The sequence below is a fragment of the Achromobacter deleyi genome, from assembly GCF_016127315.1.
GTDB lineage: Bacteria > Pseudomonadota > Gammaproteobacteria > Burkholderiales > Burkholderiaceae_B > Achromobacter > Achromobacter insuavis_A.
This window is the reverse complement of sequence record NZ_CP065997.1, coordinates 1,772,257-1,791,689: the sequence shown is the minus strand read 5'-3', so window position 1 is coordinate 1,791,689 and position 19,433 is coordinate 1,772,257. Positions and strand designations below refer to the sequence as shown.

Annotated in this window: 26 protein-coding genes; 7 read left to right on the top strand and 19 right to left on the bottom strand. The window is 64.3% G+C overall.

Features of this window, described 5'->3' with window-relative positions; genetic code table 11:
* Window positions 1-77: 77 nt before the first annotated feature.
* The 18 genes from I6I07_RS08015 to I6I07_RS07930 form a co-directional block, all read right to left on the bottom strand.
* Window positions 78-1,064, bottom strand: coding sequence for a DNA-directed RNA polymerase subunit alpha (locus tag I6I07_RS08015; protein ID WP_006216514.1), 987 nt, complete (start codon window positions 1,062-1,064; stop codon window positions 78-80).
* A 213-nt stretch (window positions 1,065-1,277) separates the two neighbouring features.
* Complete coding sequence (gene rpsD / locus I6I07_RS08010; RefSeq protein ID WP_198486244.1) at window positions 1,278-1,901, bottom strand: 30S ribosomal protein S4; 624 nt, start codon at window positions 1,899-1,901, stop codon at window positions 1,278-1,280.
* Between the two features lie 11 nt (window positions 1,902-1,912).
* Entirely contained in the window at window positions 1,913-2,314 is a 402-nt protein-coding gene (gene rpsK / locus I6I07_RS08005; protein ID WP_006216516.1) for a 30S ribosomal protein S11, read from the bottom strand.
* A gap of 15 nt (window positions 2,315-2,329) precedes the next feature.
* Complete coding sequence (rpsM, locus tag I6I07_RS08000) at window positions 2,330-2,695, bottom strand: 30S ribosomal protein S13 (protein ID WP_008168996.1); 366 nt, start codon at window positions 2,693-2,695, stop codon at window positions 2,330-2,332.
* 43 nt (window positions 2,696-2,738) lie between these two features.
* Window positions 2,739-2,852: a 50S ribosomal protein L36 gene (rpmJ, locus tag I6I07_RS07995; RefSeq protein WP_003806928.1), complete on the bottom strand. Its 114-nt coding sequence runs from the start codon at window positions 2,850-2,852 to the stop codon at window positions 2,739-2,741.
* A gap of 34 nt (window positions 2,853-2,886) precedes the next feature.
* On the bottom strand, window positions 2,887-3,105 hold the full coding sequence (infA, locus tag I6I07_RS07990) for a translation initiation factor IF-1 (RefSeq protein WP_003806927.1): 219 nt from the start codon (window positions 3,103-3,105) through the stop codon (window positions 2,887-2,889).
* An 8-nt stretch (window positions 3,106-3,113) separates the two neighbouring features.
* On the bottom strand, window positions 3,114-4,439 hold the full coding sequence (secY, locus tag I6I07_RS07985; protein ID WP_006389630.1) for a preprotein translocase subunit SecY: 1,326 nt from the start codon (window positions 4,437-4,439) through the stop codon (window positions 3,114-3,116).
* A 14-nt stretch (window positions 4,440-4,453) separates the two neighbouring features.
* Entirely contained in the window at window positions 4,454-4,894 is a 441-nt protein-coding gene (gene rplO / locus I6I07_RS07980; RefSeq protein ID WP_006392027.1) for a 50S ribosomal protein L15, read from the bottom strand.
* A 9-nt stretch (window positions 4,895-4,903) separates the two neighbouring features.
* Window positions 4,904-5,089, bottom strand: a complete 186-nt coding sequence (rpmD, locus tag I6I07_RS07975; RefSeq protein ID WP_006216520.1) for a 50S ribosomal protein L30 — start codon at window positions 5,087-5,089, stop codon at window positions 4,904-4,906.
* 3 nt (window positions 5,090-5,092) lie between these two features.
* On the bottom strand, window positions 5,093-5,614 hold the full coding sequence (rpsE, locus tag I6I07_RS07970) for a 30S ribosomal protein S5 (RefSeq protein WP_006389628.1): 522 nt from the start codon (window positions 5,612-5,614) through the stop codon (window positions 5,093-5,095).
* A gap of 15 nt (window positions 5,615-5,629) precedes the next feature.
* Window positions 5,630-5,995, bottom strand: coding sequence for a 50S ribosomal protein L18 (rplR, locus tag I6I07_RS07965; protein WP_006389627.1), 366 nt, complete (start codon window positions 5,993-5,995; stop codon window positions 5,630-5,632).
* 21 nt (window positions 5,996-6,016) lie between these two features.
* Complete coding sequence (rplF, locus tag I6I07_RS07960) at window positions 6,017-6,550, bottom strand: 50S ribosomal protein L6 (protein ID WP_006392028.1); 534 nt, start codon at window positions 6,548-6,550, stop codon at window positions 6,017-6,019.
* Window positions 6,551-6,562: 12 nt separating this feature from the next.
* Window positions 6,563-6,958 (bottom strand): 30S ribosomal protein S8, encoded by a 396-nt coding sequence (gene rpsH / locus I6I07_RS07955; protein WP_006392029.1) that lies wholly within the window; start codon window positions 6,956-6,958, stop codon window positions 6,563-6,565.
* 10 nt (window positions 6,959-6,968) lie between these two features.
* Window positions 6,969-7,274 (bottom strand): 30S ribosomal protein S14, encoded by a 306-nt coding sequence (gene rpsN / locus I6I07_RS07950; RefSeq protein ID WP_006227037.1) that lies wholly within the window; start codon window positions 7,272-7,274, stop codon window positions 6,969-6,971.
* A 12-nt stretch (window positions 7,275-7,286) separates the two neighbouring features.
* Entirely contained in the window at window positions 7,287-7,826 is a 540-nt protein-coding gene (gene rplE / locus I6I07_RS07945; protein WP_006389624.1) for a 50S ribosomal protein L5, read from the bottom strand.
* A gap of 12 nt (window positions 7,827-7,838) precedes the next feature.
* Window positions 7,839-8,159, bottom strand: a complete 321-nt coding sequence (gene rplX / locus I6I07_RS07940) for a 50S ribosomal protein L24 (RefSeq protein WP_006389623.1) — start codon at window positions 8,157-8,159, stop codon at window positions 7,839-7,841.
* Window positions 8,160-8,170: 11 nt separating this feature from the next.
* Window positions 8,171-8,539 carry a 50S ribosomal protein L14 gene (gene rplN, locus I6I07_RS07935; protein WP_006216531.1) on the bottom strand — a complete coding sequence of 123 codons (369 nt, stop codon included), beginning with the start codon at window positions 8,537-8,539 and terminating at the stop codon, window positions 8,171-8,173.
* Between the two features lie 355 nt (window positions 8,540-8,894).
* The gene (locus tag I6I07_RS07930; protein ID WP_198486243.1) at window positions 8,895-9,659 is read right to left on the bottom strand and encodes an aspartyl/asparaginyl beta-hydroxylase domain-containing protein; all 765 of its coding nucleotides are present in this window, start codon (window positions 9,657-9,659) and stop codon (window positions 8,895-8,897) included.
* A 186-nt stretch (window positions 9,660-9,845) separates the two neighbouring features.
* On the opposite strand from I6I07_RS07930, the gene I6I07_RS07925 reads away from it, so the two are divergent.
* Window positions 9,846-11,273 carry an NAD-dependent succinate-semialdehyde dehydrogenase gene (locus I6I07_RS07925; RefSeq protein ID WP_198486242.1) on the top strand — a complete coding sequence of 476 codons (1,428 nt, stop codon included), beginning with the start codon at window positions 9,846-9,848 and terminating at the stop codon, window positions 11,271-11,273.
* A 201-nt stretch (window positions 11,274-11,474) separates the two neighbouring features.
* On the top strand, window positions 11,475-13,625 hold the full coding sequence (locus I6I07_RS07920) for a metallophosphoesterase (protein WP_198486241.1): 2,151 nt from the start codon (window positions 11,475-11,477) through the stop codon (window positions 13,623-13,625).
* A 54-nt stretch (window positions 13,626-13,679) separates the two neighbouring features.
* Here the strand turns inward: I6I07_RS07920 and I6I07_RS07915 are convergent, their stop codons facing one another.
* Window positions 13,680-14,642, bottom strand: coding sequence for a helix-turn-helix domain-containing protein (locus I6I07_RS07915; RefSeq protein ID WP_198486240.1), 963 nt, complete (start codon window positions 14,640-14,642; stop codon window positions 13,680-13,682).
* Between the two features lie 166 nt (window positions 14,643-14,808).
* Here I6I07_RS07915 and I6I07_RS07910 point away from each other — a divergent pair, with 166 nt between their 5' ends.
* The 5 genes from I6I07_RS07910 to I6I07_RS07890 are packed head-to-tail and all read left to right on the top strand — an operon-like array spanning window position 14,809 to window position 19,433.
* A complete protein-coding gene (locus I6I07_RS07910; protein ID WP_198486239.1) occupies window positions 14,809-15,705 on the top strand; it encodes an alpha/beta fold hydrolase in 897 nt (298 codons plus the stop codon).
* Window positions 15,706-15,721: 16 nt separating this feature from the next.
* Window positions 15,722-16,894: a substrate-binding domain-containing protein gene (locus I6I07_RS07905; RefSeq protein WP_198486238.1), complete on the top strand. Its 1,173-nt coding sequence runs from the start codon at window positions 15,722-15,724 to the stop codon at window positions 16,892-16,894.
* 12 nt (window positions 16,895-16,906) lie between these two features.
* On the top strand, window positions 16,907-17,677 hold the full coding sequence (locus I6I07_RS07900; RefSeq protein WP_049077248.1) for an ABC transporter ATP-binding protein: 771 nt from the start codon (window positions 16,907-16,909) through the stop codon (window positions 17,675-17,677).
* Window positions 17,674-18,426 carry an ABC transporter ATP-binding protein gene (locus I6I07_RS07895; protein WP_198486237.1) on the top strand — a complete coding sequence of 251 codons (753 nt, stop codon included), beginning with the start codon at window positions 17,674-17,676 and terminating at the stop codon, window positions 18,424-18,426. The genes I6I07_RS07900 and I6I07_RS07895 overlap by 4 nt, the downstream gene beginning before the upstream one ends.
* Window positions 18,423-19,433: a branched-chain amino acid ABC transporter permease gene (locus tag I6I07_RS07890; RefSeq protein WP_198486236.1), complete on the top strand. Its 1,011-nt coding sequence runs from the start codon at window positions 18,423-18,425 to the stop codon at window positions 19,431-19,433. Before I6I07_RS07895 ends, I6I07_RS07890 begins: the two co-directional genes overlap by 4 nt.

The following is a 19,433-nucleotide window of genomic DNA, read 5'->3' as shown; positions in this document are numbered from 1 at the left end:
GTTTCGCAAACCGCCCGGCGATGAGGCCGGGCGCCGCGGGAAACGCCCCCGCGAGAGGGGCGCCACCCTTGCAAGACTTACGGACGCTCCAGGCCCAGCGGGGGCCAGTTTTCGAGCTTCATGCCCAGCGTCAGGCCGCGTGCGGCCAGGACTTCCTTGATCTCGTTGAGCGACTTGCGACCCAGGTTCGGGGTCTTGAGCAGTTCGTTCTCGGTACGCTGGATCAGGTCGCCGATGTAGTAGATGTTTTCGGCCTTCAGGCAGTTGGCCGAACGCACGGTCAGTTCCAGGTCGTCGACCGGACGCAGCAGCACCGGGTCGATCTGCGGCGTGCCGCGGACCGGGGCTTCGTACGAATCGCCGGCGCCTTCCAGGGCGGCGAAGACCGAGATCTGGTCCATCAGGATGCGAGCCGACTGGCGCACCGCTTCCTCGGGCGAGATGACGCCGTTGGTTTCGATGTCCAGGACCAGCTTGTCCAGGTCGGTGCGCTGTTCCACGCGGGCGCTTTCAACCGCGTAGCTGACGCGGCGGACCGGGCTGAACGAGGCGTCCAGAACGATGCGGCCGATGGTGTGGGTGCGGTCTTCCGACAGCGCGCGCACGTTGCCCGGCACGTAGCCGCGACCCTTTTCGACCTTGATCTGCATTTCCAGCTTGCCCGCGTCCGTCAGGTTGCAGATGGCGTGGCCGGGGTTGATGATCTCGACGTCGTGCGGCAGCTCGATGTCGCTGGCCAGCACGGTGCCGGCGCCGGTCTTGCGCAGGACCAGGGTGACTTCGTCACGATTGTGCAGCTTGAAGACCACGCCCTTCAGGTTCAGCAGGATGTCGACGACATCTTCGCGAACGCCCGGGATGGTCGAGTATTCGTGCACCACGCCCGTCATCTGGACTTCGGTCGGCGCGTAGCCGGTCATCGAAGACAGCAGGATGCGGCGCAGGGCGTTGCCCAGCGTATGGCCGTAGCCGCGCTCGAACGGCTCCATCACGATCTTGGCATGGTGGGTGCCGACCGGTTCGACTTCAATGGAGCGCGGCTTCAGGAAACCTTGAGTGGACATGTACTGTGTTCCTTTTCAATACCCTCGGCTCGTTACACCGATAAGGCTGATGGACAGGTTGAAACGTGAAACGCGGGCGATGAAAAAAAACGCCCGATACTTACCGCAAAGCCCGCCCCGCCAAAAGGCGGAAAGCGGGCTGCTGCGAGACTTGCAAACCGGTCGCGAAACCAGCGTGCCAGCACCTTGCGAAGGAGGCGCCGGCAGGCGTGATTAACGCGAGTACAGTTCGACGACCATCGATTCGTTGATGTCGCGAGCGACGTCAGCGCGATCGGGGGCCGACTTGAACGTGCCGGTCAGCTTGGTCGTGTCGACTTCCACCCACTGGGGGATGCCGATGCTGGTGGCCAGGTCGAGCGATTCCTTGATACGGCCTTGCTTCTTGGCCTTTTCGCGGATCGAGATGATGTCGCCAGCCTTGACCAGCATCGAAGCGATGTCGGCGGTGTGGCCGTTCAGTTCGATGGCGCGGTGGCTCACCAGCTGGCGAGCTTCGGCGCGGGTCGAGCCGAAGCCCATGCGGTAGACGACGTTGTCCAGGCGCGATTCCAGCAGCTGGATCAGCGTTTCGCCGGTGTTGCCACGGCGGCGCTCGGCTTCAGCGAAGTACTTGCGGAATTGCTTTTCCAGCACGCCGTACATGCGCTTGAGCTTTTGCTTTTCGCGCAGCTGCAGGCCGTAGTCGGAAGTGCGGGCACCCGAAGTGCGGCCGTGTTGGCCAGGCTTGGAATCCAGCTTGCACTTGGAATCCAGCGAGCGACGGGCGCTCTTCAGGAACAGGTCAGTACCCTCGCGGCGCGAGAGCTTGCATTTGGGTCCAATATAACGTGCCATGTGGATTCCCTTTAGATACGACGACGCTTCGGCGGACGGCAGCCGTTGTGCGGAACGGGCGTGATGTCGGCGATGGACGAGATCTTGATGCCCAGCGCGTTCAGCGCGCGGACCGACGACTCACGGCCGGGGCCGGGGCCCTTGATACGCACTTCCAGCGTCTTGATGCCGTATTCCAGCGCGACACGGCCGGCCGTTTCAGCGGCGACCTGCGCGGCGAACGGGGTCGACTTACGCGAACCCTTGAAGCCGGCACCGCCCGACGTGGCCCACGACAAAGCGTTGCCCTGACGGTCGGTGATGGTGATGATGGTGTTGTTGAACGAAGCGTGAACGTGCGCGATGCCGTCCGAGACGTTCTTCTTGACCTTTTTGCGCACGCGCGAAGCGCCGCTGGTGGAAGCTTTCGCCATAATCCAGTTCCTCGATTATTTCTTCAGGGACGCAGCAGCACGACGCGGGCCCTTGCGGGTCCGGGCGTTGGTGCGAGTGCGCTGGCCGCGCACGGGCAGGCCGCGCTTGTGGCGCATGCCGCGGTAGGTTCCCAGGTCGATCAAACGCTTGATCGAGAGCTGCACTTCACGACGCAGGTCGCCTTCAACCGTGAACAAACCAACATGTTCGCGGACGCGTTCCAATTCAGCGTCGCTCAGATCCTTGACCTTTTTGTCAAAGGGTACGTTTGCCGCTTCGCAAATCTTGCGAGCGCGCGTACGACCGATGCCAAAAATGGCGGTCAGGCCGATCTCGGCGTGCTGTTGCGGCGGAATGTTAATGCCAGCAATACGGGCCATGACTGTTCCTTGAATAAATCCGTTGCGTAGTCGCTAACCCGAGTTAGCCTTGACGCTGCTTGTGACGCGGGTCGGTGCAGATAACGCGCACCACGCCGTGACGTTTGATAACTTTGCAGTTGCGGCAGATCCGCTTAACCGATGCCATTACTTTCATGGTTGACTCCTAATTTTCCGTAATCCGGTTTCGCTCACTTGGAGCGGAAAACAATCCTGGCTCGCGTCAGATCATAGGGCGTGAGCTCCACTGTGACCTTGTCACCCGGCAGGATCCGGATGTAATGCATACGCATCTTGCCGGAAATATGGCCCAACACCACGTGGCCGTTTTCGAGCTTGACGCGAAATGTCGCGTTCGGGAGGTTCTCAAGAACCTCGCCTTGCATCTGAATGACGTCGTCCTTGGACATTCTTTTGCTTACCGCATCGGCAAACCCGCGCCCTTGAAGTTGGCCTTCTTGAGCAACGAGTCGTACTGGTGAGACATCATGTAGGCCTGAACCTGTGCCATGAAATCCATCGTCACCACCACAATAATCAACAGAGACGTACCACCGAAGTAGAAGGGGACGTTCCACCGCATTACCAAGAATTCCGGCAACAGGCACACCAACGTGATGTAGATGGCACCTGCGAGCGTCAGACGCATCAGGATCTTGTCAATGTAGCGGGCCGTCTGTTCGCCCGGACGGATGCCCGGAACAAACGCACCACTCTTCTTCAGGTTGTCCGCCGTTTCGCGGCTGTTGAACACCAGAGCCGTGTAGAAGAAGCAGAAGAAAATAATCGCGACCGAGTACAGCGTGATGTAGAGCGGTTGACGAGGCGACAGGGCCGCAGCCAGGTCGCTAAGCCAGCGCATGTTCTCACTGCTGGAGAACCAGCTCGTGATCGTGGCCGGGAACAGGATGATCGACGACGCGAAGATCGGCGGAATCACCCCGGCCATGTTCAGCTTCAGCGGCAGGTGCGAGCTTTGACCACCGTAGACCTTGTTGCCGACCTGACGCTTGGCGTAGTTCACCGTGATCTTGCGCTGTCCGCGTTCCACGAACACCACAAAAGCGGTAACCAGCACCACCAGGGCCACGATGAACAGTGCCGACAGCACGGACATCGCGTTGGTGCGAACCAGGTCCAACAGTGCAGCCAGCGCCGCGGGCAGACCCGCAACGATACCTGCGAAGATCAGGATGGAAATCCCGTTACCGAGACCGCGTTCCGTGATCTGCTCACCCAGCCACATGACGAACATGGTGCCGGTGACCAGGGTCACGACGGTCGTGAAGCGAAACAGCATGCCCGGATCGATCACAAGTCCCTGCTGGGACTCAAGCGCAACCGAAATGCCCACAGCCTGCACCAGCGCCAGCACGACCGTGCCGTAGCGGGTGTATTGGGTAATCTTCCGACGACCGGCCTCGCCCTCTTTCTTGAGCGCTTCCAGCGACGGCACCACCACCGACATCAACTGCATGATGATGGATGCCGAAATGTACGGCATGATCCCCAGGGCAAAAATCGAGAAGCGCGAGAGCGCCCCGCCCGAGAACATGTTGAACAGGCCCAGGATCCCGCCCTGGTTCTGACGGAACAAGTCCGCCAGCGCGTCCGGGTTGATGCCCGGAACGGGGATGTGTGTACCCAAACGGTAAACCACCAGGGCGAGCACCAGGAACACGAGGCGGCGCTTGAGATCGCCGTACCGCGTTCCGGTTTTACCCAATGCCTGCGCGTTAGCCACTCGTCACCTCGTGATCAAGCAAGCGAGCCGCCCGCGCCTTCGATGGCGGCGCGAGCGCCGGCCGTCGCGGTAATGCCCTTGAGCACGACCTTGCGCGAGAGTTCACCCGACTTGATGACCTTGGCGTAACGAACCGCCTGGCCAATCACGCCAGCCGCCTTCAGCACTTGCACGTCGATTTCGTCGACGGGCACGGCTTGCAGGTCCGACAGACGGACTTCGGCGTACAGGTGCTGACCGAGCGGGGTGAAACCACGCTTGGGCAGGCGACGCTGCAGCGGCATTTGACCGCCTTCGAAGCCAACCTTATGGAAACCGCCCGAGCGCGACTTCTGACCCTTGTGACCACGGCCGGCGGTCTTACCCAGACCCGAACCGATGCCACGGCCGACGCGGCGCTTGGCGTGCTTGCTGCCCTCAGCGGGCTTCAGCGAATTAAGTTGCATATCCGACATGGTGATTCCTTAGGCTTCCGAGACGGAAACGAGATAATCCACCTTACGGATCATCCCACGCACCTCGGGCGTATCGACCAGCACGCGGCTGCTGTTGATACGGCCCAAGCCCAGACCGCGAACCGTGTCACGGTGCGATTGCTTGGTACCGATCACGGAGCGCACGAGGGTCACTTTGATCTGCTTCTGAGCCATGATTTACCCCAGGATCTCTTCGACGGTCTTGCCGCGCTTAGCAGCAACATCCGCCGGGGTCAGGGAGGCGCGCAGGCCGTTCAACGTGGCGCGAACCATGTTGTAGGGGTTGCTCGAGCCCAGGCTCTTGGCAACCACGTTACGCACACCCATCACTTCGAAAATAGCGCGCATCGGGCCGCCGGCGATGACGCCGGTACCTTCAGCAGCGGGCGAAATCAGCACGGTGGCGGCGCCATGCTTGCCGACCACGGTGTGGTGCAGCGTGCCGTTCTTCAGGGCCACCTTGAACATGCCGCGACGGGCCTGTTCCATAGCCTTTTGAACCGACACCGGCACTTCACGCGCCTTGCCCTTGCCCATGCCGACGCGGCCATCGCCATCGCCAACCACGGTCAGCGCGGCAAAGCTCATGGTGCGACCACCCTTGACCACTTTGCTCACGCGATTGACCGCGATCATCTTTTCGCGGAGGCCGTCATCGTTCTCTTTTTCCGCGGCGTTCTTGCCTTGTACTTTAGCCATTTGACAGATCCTCGCTTAGAACTTCAGGCCGGCTTCACGCGCGGCGTCGGCCAGCGCTTTCACGCGGCCATGGTAACGAAAGCCCGAGCGATCGAAAGCGACCAGTTCGATACCGGCAGCCTTGGCCTTTTCGGCCACGCGCTTGCCAACCAGCGAAGCAGCGGCCTTGTTGCCACCTTGGCCGGTCTGGCCAGCCAGCTGGGCGCGCACTTCGGCTTCCACCGTCGAGGCGCTGACCAGAACGCGATCGCCTTCCGGCGAAATGATATTGGCGTAGATGTGCTGGTTCGAGCGGAAAACCGAGAGGCGGTGAACGCGCAACTCGTTGATCTTCCGGCGGGTCGGAACCGCACGACGCAAACGGGAAACTTTTTTGTCCATGATTCGTCCTTGCGTGCGCCGTTATTTCTTCTTGGTTTCTTTGATGACGACGCGTTCGTCCGAGTAACGCACGCCCTTGCCCTTGTAGGGTTCGGGTTCGCGGTACGCGCGGATTTCAGCGGCCACCTGGCCGACGACTTGCTTGTTGGAGCCCTTGATGACGATTTCCGTCTGGGTGGGGCATTCGGCCTTGATACCGGCCGGCAACTTGTGCAAAACGTCGTGCGAGAAACCGAGCTGCAGCTTAACGGCGTCGCCTTGAATCGAGGCGCGGTAACCCACGCCAACCAGATTCAGCTTGCGCTCGAATCCCTTGCTCACGCCGTTGACCATGTTGGCCACCAGCGCGCGCACGGTACCCGACATGGCGTTGGCGTGGCGGGTTTCGTTGGCGGCGACAAACGTCAGCTTGCCGTTGTCCAACGCGACCGTGACGTCGCCAGTCAGGGCTTGAGTCAGGGAGCCCAGCGGGCCCTTGACGGTGATCTGATCCTGTTTGATGTCAGCTTCGACACCCTTGGGCAGGTCGACCGGATACTTAGCGATACGTGACATTCGAATTTCTCCTTAGGCCACGTAGCACAGCACTTCGCCGCCGACGCCGTTGGCGCGAGCCTTACGGTCGGTCATGACGCCGCGCGAGGTCGACACGATAGCCACACCCAGGCCATTCATGACCTGAGGAATGCTGGTACGGCCCTTGTAGATACGCAGACCGGGGCGCGAAACACGTTCGATGCGCTCGATGACCGGACGGCCGGCGTAGTACTTCAGGGTGATCTCGAGCTCAGGCTTGGCCTGGGTGCCCTTGATTTCAAAGCTGTCGATGTAGCCTTCGTCCTTCAGCACAGCGGCAATGGCCGCCTTCAGCTTCGAGGAGGGCATGTTCACCGTAACTTTGTCCACTTGCTGCGCATTGCGAATGCGGGTCAGCATATCGGCGATGGGATCGCTCATGCTCATATTCGTTCTCCTACCAGCTGGCCTTGGTGATGCCGGGGATTTCACCCTTCATCGCCATTTCACGCAGTTTGTGGCGCGTCAGGCCGAACTTGCGGAACACACCGCGCGGACGACCGGTGACCACGCAACGGTTACGTTGACGCGTCGGGTTGGCATTGCGCGGCAGCTGTTGCAGCTTCAGCCGAGCTTGGTAACGTTCTTCGTCGGTCTTCGACTGGTCGTCGATGATCGACTTCAACTCAGCGCGCTTGGCAGCGAACTTGTCAGCCAGCTTGGCGCGCTTGATGTCGCGATTGATGAGGGAAAGTTTAGCCACGTCATCAGCCCCTTAGTTACGGAACGGGAAGCTGAAGGCCGTCAACAGCGCCTTGGCTTCTTCGTCGGTCTTCGCGGTGGTGGTGATGCTGATGTTCAGCCCACGCAGCGCGTCGATCTTGTCGTACTCGATTTCGGGGAAAATGATCTGCTCTTTCACCCCGATGTTGTAGTTGCCACGGCCGTCGAACGCACGACCCGAGATGCCGCGGAAGTCGCGCACGCGAGGCAGCGCAACCGCCACCAGGCGATCCAGGAATTCGTACATGCGTTGACCACGCAGCGTGACCATGCAACCGATCGGGTAGTTTTCGCGGATCTTGAAACCGGCGATAGCCTTCTTGGTCTTGGTCACGACAGGCTTTTGGCCAGCGATCTTGGTCAGGTCCGAGACAGCGTGCTCGATGACCTTCTTGTCGGCGACGGCTTCCGAGACACCCATGTTCAGGGTGATCTTGGTGATGCGCGGCACTTCCATGGCGCTCTTGTAGCCGAACTTGGCCTGCAGGTCGCCAGCGACCTTGCTCTTGTAGAAATCTTGCAAACGAGACATGTCTATCGCCCCTTACGCCTTGGCGCCGACAACGGCACCATTGGAACGGAACACGCGAACCTTGCGGCCTTCGACTTCTTGCACGCCGACGCGGTCGCCACGACCGGTAGCGGGATTGAAGAGCGCCACATTCGAGATGTGGATCGGCATGGTCTTTTCGACGATGCCACCCGGGTTGTTGGCCATCGGGTTGGCTTTCACGTGCTTCTTGACGACGTTGACGCCTTCGACCAGGACGTGGTCGGCATCGACGCGCGCCAGCACGGTACCGCGACGCTTCTTGTCGCGGCCGGTCAGGACGATGACTTCGTCGCCTTTACGAATGTTGTTCATCGTAGGGCTCCTTACAGCACTTCCGGGGCCAGCGACACGATCTTCATGAACTTCTCGGTACGCAGTTCACGCGTAACGGGTCCGAAGATGCGGGTGCCGATGGGCTCCAGCTTGGCATTGAGCAACACGGCGGCATTGCCACCGAAACGAATCAGCGAACCGTCCTTACGGCGCACGCCCTTGGCGGTACGAACCACCACGGCATTGTAAATTTCGCCTTTCTTGACGCGTCCGCGCGGAGCCGCATCTTTGACGCTCACCTTGATGATGTCGCCGATACCGGCATAACGGCGCTTGGAGCCACCGAGCACCTTAATGCACATGACATGACGCGCACCAGTGTTATCGGCCACGTCCAGCGTGGTCTGCATTTGGATCATGATTTTTCCTGTTCCAACTTAACTGGAAATACGGTTTTCCCCAAAAAAGGGAACACTGCAATTCCTGCCAGTTTTGGTCCCGTCAGGTCAGCCGCCCTGCTTTATTGTTGGCTGGCGCATCGAGCTTTCGCTTCGAAGGCCATCAACTGGTGGCAACGCAACGACCCTGGGTTGAAATCCTGCGGGTATTCCCCCAACACGTTGGCCCGGCTAGTTCCTGGCCAATCGACAATCTGGGAAAGCTGACCATTCTATCCTGGTTAGATTTTGAGCGCAAGGCCTTTGTTGAGATAGTGAGCAAATACGCGACAGTGTCTGTGGACAACTGTCTCTTTTCCACCCTGCCGGGGCCGATTTAGTCTGCCCCCGTTTTATTCCGGTAGTAGTTGCGCTCCCAGGCGTCGTGGTTGGCCTTGCCGCGCCGGATCTCGTCGGTGAGCGGCGCCGCCATCAGCACCAGCCGGTTCAGCCAGCGGATCGGCGCCCGACAGGGACGCTCGAAGTCGATGAACAGCACGGCGCGGGTGCCGTCGGTGTCATTGTGCACCTGGTGCGGGTAGAGATCGTCGAACACCACGGCCTCGCCTTCCTTCCAGTGGTAGCGCTCGCCGCCCACCTCGATCCAGCAGCGCTCGGCCGGCTCGGGCACCAGCAGGCCGAGGTGCAGGCGCAGGACGCCGTTGTACGGGCCGGTGTGCAGCGGGATGCGCTTGCCCGGTTCGAGGATGGAATAGAACGCGGTGCGCAGGCCGGGAATGTCGCGCAGCGCCCGGGCGGTGGCCGGGCAGCGCGCCAGGTTGCGGTCCGAGCGCAGGCCGTAGCCCATGAAGACGAACGTCTTCCACTGATCGTCGGAGGTGATCGTGCCGACATCCGGGGACAGTTCATGGAAGGACGGCAGCTGCTCGCGCTCGGCCAGCAGGGCCATCAGTTCGGCGCGGATGGCGGGCGCCTGCGCCTCGAGGCGGGCGATCCAGGGGAACTGGGTGTTCTGGAAGATCGGGTGGTCCCCCACCAGGGAGGCCAGCGCGATACGGTGGCGCAACCAGTCGATGAAACGGAAAAAGACGCGGGAATAGACACTGGGCTGGCTGGGCGGACGCGCATCGACGGGTTGCACAATAGGTATCTATATAGACAGCCAAAGATGCATCATTTTGTCCATGGCGCCCCCGGGGCGCAAGTACCGGCCATTGGCTCCTAGCCGGCGGCCGGGATTGGACCTCCCCGCGGCGGACAAGCTGGTTTAGACTGGCACGGGCGATTGCGATCGCTACCCACTCCTATTTCGCAAGGAAAGACAGGCATGTATGAACAGTTGGCGCTGTATATCGACGGCGAATTCGTCGCCGGCGAGGGCAGGCGCACCCAGGACGTCATCAACCCGGCCACGCTGGAAGTGCTCGGCCAGCTGCCTCACGCCACCGAAGCGGATCTGGACCGTGCGCTAGCCGCCGCCCAGCGCGCGTTCGAATCCTGGAAGAAATCTTCTCCCATGGATCGTTCGGTCATCCTGCGCAAGGTCGCCACCCTGTCGCGCGAGCGCGCCAAGGAAATCGGCCGCAACATGACGCTGGACCAGGGCAAGCCGCTGGCCGAAGCCATTGGCGAAGTCACCTCCTGCGCCGAGCACGCCGACTGGCACGCCGAGGAATGCCGCCGCATCTACGGCCGCGTGATCCCGCCGCGCAACCCCGACGTGCGCCAGATCGTGGTGCGCGAGCCGATCGGCGTCTGCGCCGCCTTCACGCCCTGGAACTTCCCCTACAACCAGGCCATCCGCAAGATCGCCGCCGCGCTCGGCGCCGGCTGCACGGTGGTGCTGAAGGGTCCGGAAGACTCGCCCAGCGCCGTCATGGCGATCGCCCGCATGTTCCACGACGCCGGCCTGCCCAAGGGCTGCCTGAACATCGTCTGGGGCGAACCGGCCAAGATCTCCGACTACCTGATCCGTTCGCCGATCGTGCGCAAGGTCTCGTTCACCGGCTCCGTGCCGGTGGGCAAGCAGCTGGCCGCGCTGGCCGGCGCGCACATGAAGCGCGTCACGATGGAACTGGGCGGCCACTCGCCGGTGCTGGTGTTCGACGACGCCGACATCGACCGCGCCGCCACCATGCTGGCCAAATTCAAGGTCCGCAACGCTGGCCAGGTGTGCGTGTCGCCGACCCGCTTCTACGTGCAGAACGGCGCCTACGAGCAGTTCCTGGCGCGCTTCTCCGAGGTGCTCAAGAACATCAAGGTCGGCGACGGCCTGGAAGCCGGCACCGACATGGGCCCGCTGGCGCACGAGCGCCGCGTCCCCGCCATGAGCGCCTTCATCGACGACGCCAAGAAGCACGGCGGCAAGGTGGTGGTGGGCGGCGGCCCGCTGGACCGCAAGGGCTTCTTCTTCGCCCCCACGGTCGTGACCGACCTGCCCGACAACTCCATGCTGATGACCGAAGAGCCCTTCGGTCCGGTGGCGCCGGTGGTCCGCTTCACCGACACCGATGAAGTGCTGGCGCGCGCCAACAGCCTGCCGTTCGGCCTGTCTTCCTACGTCTTCACCAATTCGCTGCAGACCGCCACCAAGGTCTCCAACGGCCTGGAGGCCGGCATGGTCAACATCAACCACTTCGGCAGCGCGCTGGCCGAGACGCCGTTCGGTGGCATCAAGGACAGCGGCATCGGCAGCGAAGGCGGCCTCGAAACGTTCGATGGCTACCTGGTCACCAAGTTCATCACGCACGTCTGATCGCTGTTGCATCAGCCCCGAAAAGCCCCGCAAGGGGCTTTTTTTTCGCCCTCGCGCGGCGCGGCGTTTCTCACTTTGGCGCCATTCTTTCATGTTGCTGTAATCCTGGCCGGCGAGGATTGCGCCTCACTCGCGGGCGGCACCTCCCAGGAACAGGGAAACCACGCCTGAAGAAAAATTTGTTCCAATCAGAGAAGCACAATGCATCGATATCAGCAAAGCGCGCGCGCGCTGGGCGCGGCCGCGCTCATGGGTCTGCTGGCCGCCTGTGGCGGCGACAAGGATGACGACGACAAGTCGCCGACCGCCGAAACGCCGGTGACGCAACCGGCCGCGGTCCAGGTCGCGTTCATGCCCGACATCCATTTCCACGACATCTACGCGGACTTCAAGGACGGCTCGTTCCCGGGCATCCCGAACCCCAAGCGCGGCGACAACGCCACCATCCGCACGATGTACGCGCAGCTGACGTCGACGCGCCTGTTCAACGAGAACTACTTCGCCTTCCTGGCCGCGCTGGACGACGCGGTGGCGCGCGGCGTGAAATACATCGCCCTGCCCGGCGACTTCTCCGACGACGGCCAGCCCGTGCACATGCGCGGCCTGGTCAAGATCATGGACGAGTACACGCGCAAGCATGGCATCCAGTTCTTCGCCGCCCCCGGCAACCATGATCCGGTGCGGCCCTTCAACCAGGCCAACGGCAAGAGCGACTACCTGGGCCTGGACCCGGTGACGGGCGACATCGGCTTCTCGCAGCCGATCTACAGCCGCGGCGGCAACGCCGCCTGCAGCACCCCCTATGCCGGCGACTGGGCGCGCGTGGGCGACACCTACTGCACCGAGGAAGTCCTGCACATGGGCTACGGGGGCATCACCGAAGCCCTGACCCAGCACGGCTTCATGCCCAAGCCCGAATACCTGTACTACGAGACCCCGTACAGCAGCTACAAGTACGAGGACTACAACTACAACACCGCGTTGTCGCAGGCCAGCTGGATCAACCGCCAGTACGAGATCTGCGCGCAAGGCACCGGCGGCCCGAACAAGCCGGCCAACTACACCTTCTGCAAGATGGTGCCGGACACCTCGTACGTGGTCGAACCGGTCAAGGGCGTGTGGCTGGTCGGCATCGACGCCAACGTCTACGTGCCGACGGGCAACGGCCCCAACGACTTCACCGGCTCGGGCGACCAGGGCTACAACAAGATGCTCACGCACAAGGCGCACGTCATCAAGTGGCTGGCCGACGTGGTGGCGCGCGGCAAGGCGCAGGGCAAGCAGGTGGTGGCGTTCAGCCACTTCCCGATGACCGAGTTCTTCAACGGCGCGTCCGATGACATCGAGGCGCTGCTGGGCGCCAACAAGATGCAGATGGTGCGCCGCCCGGCCGAGAACACCACGCGCGCGCTGGCCGACACCGGCCTGAAGGTGCACGTGGGCGGCCACATGCACTTCAACGACACCGCGTCGCGCAACTATGGCGGCGACAAGGCGCTGTTCAACATCCAGGCGCCGTCGATGGCGGCCTACGTGCCGGCCTACAAGCTGATGACGATGCAGGGCGCCGACCAGATCGAGCTGCAGACCATCCGCCTGGACAAGGTGCCGCGCTTTGACGAACTGTTCGACCTGTACCGCGCCGAGCACGCCTACAACGTGCCGCCGCGCTGGGACGTGTCGATCCTGGATGCCAAGGACTACGGCGACTTCAACTACCGCTACATGAGCGAACTGGTGCGCCTGCGCCTGCTCAACGACGACTGGCGCTGCGAAATGCGCGAGCTGGTCAAGAGCCCGCTGACCGGCGCCGACCTGCTGGTGCTGTCGCAGCTGCGCACCTCGGTGACGCTGGGCGAACTGCAGAACACCGGTGACCGCGCCCAGCTGACGCCGGCGTTCTTCGGCTGCCTGTACGTCGCGGGCGGCCCGACCGCCAGCAACCCGGCTTTCGCTGGCGACATGGCCGATGCCACCGCCCGCGCCCAGGCGCTGGCGCAGGCCAACGGCATGCAGCTGGCCGACTTCGCCAAATGGAAGGCGCTGGACATGGCCGGCGACTTCGTGCGCCTGGCCAACGCTGGCGACCTGGCCTACGCCGACATCCCGGCCCAGCGCGCCAACCAGTACAAGCTGCTGGCCCAGGCGCTGAGCCAGACCAACGCCAGCATGCAGATGAATGGCGACCGCGTCAGCGACGCCAACACGCCGGCCGACATGTTCAAGGCGCGCTTCAAGCCGCTGATGGCGATCATGCTGAAGCTGGCCGATGGCCTGCCGTCCGAGCACATCCGCCTGGACCTGAAGACCAACAGCCTGGTCAACCTGTCGACCACGCCGTCGCCGTTCTGATCGAGCCCCGGGCCATCGGCCCGATGCGACAAGGCCCGCGCAAGCGGGCCTTTTTCATTGCCGGCCGGCGCGCCACTCGCGTGGCGACAGGCCGAAGCGGCGCTTGAACAACCGGCTGAAATGCGAGGGATGGGCGAAGCCGGCCTGGTACGCCAGCTCGGCGATGCCGCGATGGCGCTGCGCCGGATTCAACAACAGTTCGCGGCAGCGCTCCAGGCGCTGGTCGAAGACGAAGCTTTCCACCGACAGGTCGCCCGCCTGGAAGATGCGGTGCAGATAGGCCACCGACAGGCCGCAGCCCTGCGCCACCCGCTGCGGCGACAGCGCCGGGTCGGCCAGGTGCTGGCGGATGTAGGCCATGGCCCGCTGGCGATGCGCCATCGTCACACTGCTGTCCGCCTCCGACGCATGGCCCTGTCCGGGCTGCACCAGAAACAGCACGATCAGGTCGATCAGCCGCTCGCCCAGCTCGGCGGCCTCGGCCGGCGACCAGCCGTCCAGTCCCTTGAACAGGTGGTCCATGTAGCTGGCCAGCATCGCGCCGCGCGGCGAACCGTCGTCGACGCGCAGCTTGTAGAACGGGCCGATACGCGAATCGCGCTGCGACAGCGCGCTGCGCGGGAACGACACGCTCAGGCTGCGGTAGCCGTCGGCGCCGAGCGCGGTGGCCTGGTACGGCAGGCTCTGGTTCATGAGGTAGACGCAGCCGGGTTCGACCTGGAACTCGCGCCCCTGCTGCACCACCGCCAGCGGCCCTGCCAGCGGCAGGCCGAAGGTGTAGAACTCCTGGTCCAGCCGCGAGGCATTGCCGGCGGTGCGCTCGATCTTCTGTCCCTGATAGTGCAGGTCGTTGAACTGCAGGCTGGCGCGCCGCACGTAGCGCACGTGGCCGGCGAAGGGGCCGGCCTGGCCATGGTGCACCTCGAACGGCCCGAAGGCATCCGACAGGGCCGCGCGCCATTGCTCGTACCGCTCGGCGCCAGCAATGGCCGAAGTGGCGAATTCCGTGTCGGGCATGGCGCGGTCTCCTGGTTCGCGGGGGTCGGCGGGGGACTCGTGACCCTGCGTCTACATATTCTTGACTCACCCTGCCGCGGGCGGTCCGGCGCATTGTGGCCACGCCTGGCGCAAGTCTATAGTCAGCGCCACAAGCATACAACCTGGACAACCCGGGAGGAGACGCATGGCCAACGCGCCCGCACAGGCCGCTCGCCACACACCGGCTTCGCGCTATCTGCGCTGCGAGGGCCGCGAGCTGCATTACACCGAATGGGGCCGTCCGGACGCCCCCGCGCTCATCATGTGGCACGGCCTGGCCCGTACCGGCCGCGACTTCGACGAGCTGGCGCAGGCGCTGGCCGGCGACTACCGCATCATCTGCCCCGACACGATCGGCCGCGGCCTGTCGCAATGGAGCCCCGATCCGGTGGCCGAGTACCGGCTGGATTTCTACGCCCGGCTGGCGCGCGCCCTGCTCGACGGCCTGGCGCTGGACCGCGTGCGCTGGGTCGGCACCTCGATGGGCGGCGCCACCGGCATGTACGCCGCGGCCACCACGCTCAAGGACCGGGTCTCGCGCCTGGTGGTCAACGACATCGGCCCGTCGCTGCCGCGGCCGGCCATCGACCGCATCCTGGCCTATGCCGGCAACCCGCCGGCCTTCGACACCGTGACCGAACTGGAAGCCTGGCTGCGCGCCGCCTACAAGCCCTATGGCTGGCAGAGCGACGAGCAATGGCGCCGCATGGCCGAGACCTCGGTGCGCCGCCTGCCCGACGGCCGCGTCACGGCGCACTACGACCCGGCCATCGTCGGCCAGTTCCACCATCACCCGGCGGACTACGAGCGCTGGGACGAGTACGACACGCTGCGCATGCCGCTGTTGCTGCTGCGCGGCGCCGACTCGGACCTGCTGCTGCCCGAGGTCGCCGACGCCATGACCCGCCGCGGCCCGCGCGCCCGGCGCATCGATTTTCCGGATTGCGGCCACGCGCCGGCGTTGAATGTCGCGCCGCAGATCGAGGCCGTCCGCCAATTTCTCGCCACGCCGGCCGCCGACGCAGCCGCCGGCGCCCTCTAGGAACAAGGAGACTCCCATGAAACGCATCCTGCTCGCCGCGCTGGCCGGCCTGTGCCTGAGTTCCGCCGCCACGGCCAAGGACTTCGTCGTGGCGCACGTCTACGACAAGACCGGGCCGCTGGAGGCCTACGCCAAGCAGACCCACAACGGCCTGATGCTGGGCCTGGAATACGCCACGCAGGGCACCATGACGGTGGCCGGCCGCAAGATCCGCGTGATCGAGAAGGACAACCAGGGCAAGCCCGACGTCGCCCGCGCCCAGCTCGCCTCGGCCTACGCCGACGACAACGCCGACATCGCGGTGGGCCCGACCTCGTCGGGCGTGGCGCTGGCCATGCTGCCGATCGCCGAGGAATACGAGAAGATCCTGCTGGTGGAACCGGCGGTGGCCGATTCGATCACCGGCGACAAGTGGAACAAGTACATCTTCCGCACCGGCCGCAATTCGTCGCAGGACGCCATCGCCAACGCCGTCGCCTTCGACCAGCCGGATACGTCCATCGCCATGCTGGCGCAGGACTACGCGTTCGGCCGCGACGGCGTCAAGGCCTTCAAGGGCGCGCTCAAGCAGGCCAGGATCGTGCACGAGGAATACCTGCCGGCCAACGCCACCGACTTCACCGCCGGCGCCCAGCGCCTGTTCGACGCGCTCAAGGACAAGCCGGGCCGCAAGATCATCTTCATCCTGTGGGCCGGCGCCGGCAATCCGTTCAAGATCGCCGACCTGGATCCGAAGCGCTTCGGCATCGAGATCGCCACCGGCGGCAACACGCTGGCCGCGATGACGCCGCTCAAGTCGCTGGCCGGCATGGAAGGCGCCACTTATTACTACTACGGCATCCCGAAGAATCCGATCAACGACTGGCTGGTGGCCGAGCACCAGAAGCGCTATGGCCAGCCGCCGGACTTCTTCACCGCGGGCGGCATGTCCGCCGCCATCGCCGTCGTCACCGCGCTGAAAAAGAGCGCCGGCAAGAGCGACACCGACACGCTCATCAAGACGATGGAAGGCATGAGCTTCGACACGCCCAAGGGCCAGATGACCTTCCGCCCGCAAGACCACCAGGCCATGCAGTCGATGTACCACTTCCGCATCAAGAACGACCCCTCGGTGCCGTGGGCGGTGCAGGACCTGGTCAAGGAAATCACGCCCGACCAGATGGCGGTGCCGATCCAGAACAAACGCTGAGCCGCGCCCTTCATGCTGGAAACCCAATCGCTCACGATCCGCTTCGGCGGCCACGTGGCCGTCAACGCGGTGAGCTGCCGCTTCGCGCCGGGCAGCCTGACGGCCATCGTCGGGCCCAACGGCGCGGGCAAGACCACCTACTTCAACCTGATCTCGGGGCAGCTGCGCGCCAGCGCCGGATCGGTGCATCTGAACGGCCGCGACCTGACCGGGCTGTCGGCGCCGGCGCGCATGCATGCCGGCCTGGGACGCGCCTTCCAGCTGACGCAGCTGTTCCCGCGCCTGTCGGTGCGCGAGAACGTGCGGCTGGCGCTGCAATCGCGCCAGCAGGGCCTGGGCTGGCGCCAGATCCGCTTCTGGCGCACCTGGGACGATGACCGGGCGCTGCTGGCGCGCGCCGACGCGCTGCTCGAACGCACCCGGCTGACGGCTCGCCGCGACCAGGCGGCGGCCGACCTGCCGCACGGCGACCAGCGCAAGCTCGAGATCGCCATGCTGATCGCCCTGGAACCGCAGGTGTTCATGTTCGACGAACCCACCGCCGGCATGAGCGTGGACGACGTGCCCGTGGTGCTGGACTTGATCCGCGAGATCAAGGCCGATGCGTCCAAGACGATCCTGCTGGTGGAACACAAGATGGACGTGGTGCGCGAACTGGCGGACCGCATCGTGGTGCTGCACAACGGCGAACTGATGGCCGACGGCGAACCGGCCGAGGTGATCGCCTCGCCGATCGTGCAGCAGGCCTACCTGGGCGCCGCCCTGCCGGAGAAGACGACATGAGCGCGACCGCCTTGCTGGAACTGAAGGACGTGCACACGCACATCGGCGCGTATCACATCCTGCACGGCGTGGACCTGTCGGTGCCGGCCGCGGGCGTCACCATGCTGCTGGGCCGCAATGGCGCCGGCAAGACCACCACGCTGCGCACCATCATGGGCCTGTGGAAGGCGACGCAGGGCCACATCGATTTTGACGGCGCCGCGGTCGGCGGCCCGGGCGTGCGCACCTCGCCGCCCGACATGGCGCGCCAGGGCATCGCCTACGTGCCGGAGAACATGGGCATCTTCGCCGACCTGTCGGTGAAAGAGAACATCCTGCTGGCCGCGCGCCAGGCGCGCAGCGCCGCGCAGCTGGACAGCGCGCGGCTGGAGTGGATCTTCGGCTTCTTTCCCGCGCTCAGGAAATTCTGGCTGTACCCCGCCGGCAAGCTGTCGGGCGGCCAGAAGCAGATGCTGGCGGTCGCGCGCGCCATCATCGAGCCGCGCCGCCTGCTGCTGGTCGACGAGCCCAGCAAGGGCCTGGCGCCCGCCATCATCCAGAACATGATCGACGCCTTCATCGAACTCAAGCAGGCCTCCACCACCATCCTGCTGGTGGAGCAGAACTTCAATTTCGCGCGCCAGGTGGGCGACCACGTCGCGGTCATGGACAACGGCCGCGTGGTGCACGCCGGCGGCATGGCCGAGCTGGCGCACGACGACGCGCTGCAGACCCGCCTGCTGGGCCTGTCGCTGGGAGCGCACCAATGAGCGCCGCCGATATCGATACGCCGCTGCCGCAGACCCGCGCCGACCTGCGCCCGGTGCTGCTGGTGCTGGCGCTGGCCGCCATCGCGCTGCCGCTGGTCGGCTCGTTCTCGACCTGGGTGACGCTGACCTTCGCCGGGCTGGCGATGGGCATGATCATCTTCATCGTCGCGTCCGGCATGACGCTGGTGTTCGGCCTGATGGACGTGCTGAACTTCGGCCACGGCCTGTTCATCGCCATCGGCGCCTACATGGCGGCCACGGTGCTCGGCGCGATGTCCGACTGGACCCAGACCGGCAGCCTGTGGCTGAACCTGGCCGCGGTGCTGCCCGCCATGATCGTCGGCATGCTGGTGGCCGGCGCGGTGGGCGTGGCATTCGAGCGCGTGATCGTGCGGCCGGTCTATGGCCAGCATCTCAAGCAGATCCTCATCACCATGGGCGGCATGATCATCGGCGAAGAGATCATCAAGATGCTGTGGGGGCCGCAGACGCTGTCGCTGCCGTTGCCGGACGCGCTGCGCGGCGCGCTGCTGATCGGCGACGCCGCCATCGAGAAATTCCGCATCGTCGCGCTGGTGGTCGGGCTGGCGGTGCTGGGCGGCATGCTGTGGCTGCTCAACCGCACCAAGCTCGGCCTGCTGATCCGCGCCGGGGTCGAGGACCGCGAGATGGTCGAGAGCCTGGGCTACCGCATCCGCCACCTGTTCGTCGGCGTGTTCGTGGCCGGTTCGATGCTGGCCGGCCTGGGCGGCGTGCTGTGGGGGCTGTACCAGCAGTCCATCGTGCCGCAGCTGGGCGCGCAGGTGAACGTGCTGATCTTCATCGTCATCATGATCGGCGGGCTGGGCTCGACCGTGGGCTGCCTGATCGGCGCGCTGCTGGTCGGGCTGATGGCCAACTACACCGGCTTCCTGATGCCCAAGGCCGCGCTGTTCTCGAACATCGCGCTGATGGTCGCCATCCTGCTGTGGCGCCCGCAGGGCGTGTACCCGGTCACGAATCGCTAG